Genomic DNA, 891 nt, shown 5'->3' with positions numbered 1-891 from the left:
GGCGAATCTGACAAAATTAAAGAATACCGGCAGGAATATCAGGAAATGCTTTACAGTCAATTTGAAAAGAGAAGCAGCGGAACCGTTAAGGTAAAATATCTGACTTTCGGAGTTCATGAAAAAAACTTCAGGAAAGCTAAGGCTTCTCTTGAACGTGAAGAGCTGAAAATTATCCGGATCTTTAAGCGTATGAATGTTAATGTTCATTCTTTAAACGGATTTGAAAGGCTTAAGCTTCTGAAAGAAAGTCTGCATCCGCTTCACCCGATTCCTTTTAATTTTGACTGGAAATCAAGATATACCTCCGGTATTTCCGTAAAAGACAGTATCGCTCCGACTTCTATGGACTTCAGCAAACTTAACTGCTTCAGAATAGGAAACAGTTACGGCGCTGCTTATCATGTATATATTGATTCAGCCGAAATTTCCGACAGAATAATCGAGGAAATTATGGCTGTCGAGGGAAACGTCGCAGTAAATATACATACTCATTCCCTGGATCAGAACAAAGCGTTACGGTTTGTATCGCACAAGCTTACTAACGCTCAGGCTGTAAAAATCGGAAAGCAGCACAAAGCAGCCGATCAGGGACATGACGGTGATATTCTTTCCTTGGATCTTGTCGATGACATAAACGCAGCTAACAGTATTTATGACAGCTTAACTAAACGTAATAACAGGTTCTTCATTACAACTCTTCTGGTTACGGTTTATGCTGCAAAGCCCTCGGAACTTTGTGAAATTGAGAAGGATATACAGTCCATCGTTCAGAAGTATCATTGTGAATTGAAATCTCTTGATGATTTGCAAGAGGAAGGAGCAATGTCTTCTCTGCCTATAGGTATAAACAAAGTTAAAATAAACAGGTCGTTTACAACAGTTGAACTTGGA

Annotated in this window: 1 pseudogene; it reads left to right on the top strand. The window is 39.3% G+C overall.

The features are described from left to right. Positions 1 to 45: 45 nt before the first annotated feature. Positions 46 to 891 (top strand): annotated as a pseudogene (locus tag OCV67_RS13380) (VirB4-like conjugal transfer ATPase, CD1110 family); the annotation flags it as partial.

This window comes from Porcipelethomonas ammoniilytica (genome assembly GCF_025567485.1).
Lineage (GTDB): Bacteria > Bacillota > Clostridia > Oscillospirales > Ruminococcaceae > Porcipelethomonas > Porcipelethomonas ammoniilytica.
This window is presented reverse-complemented; position numbering and strand designations above follow the sequence as displayed.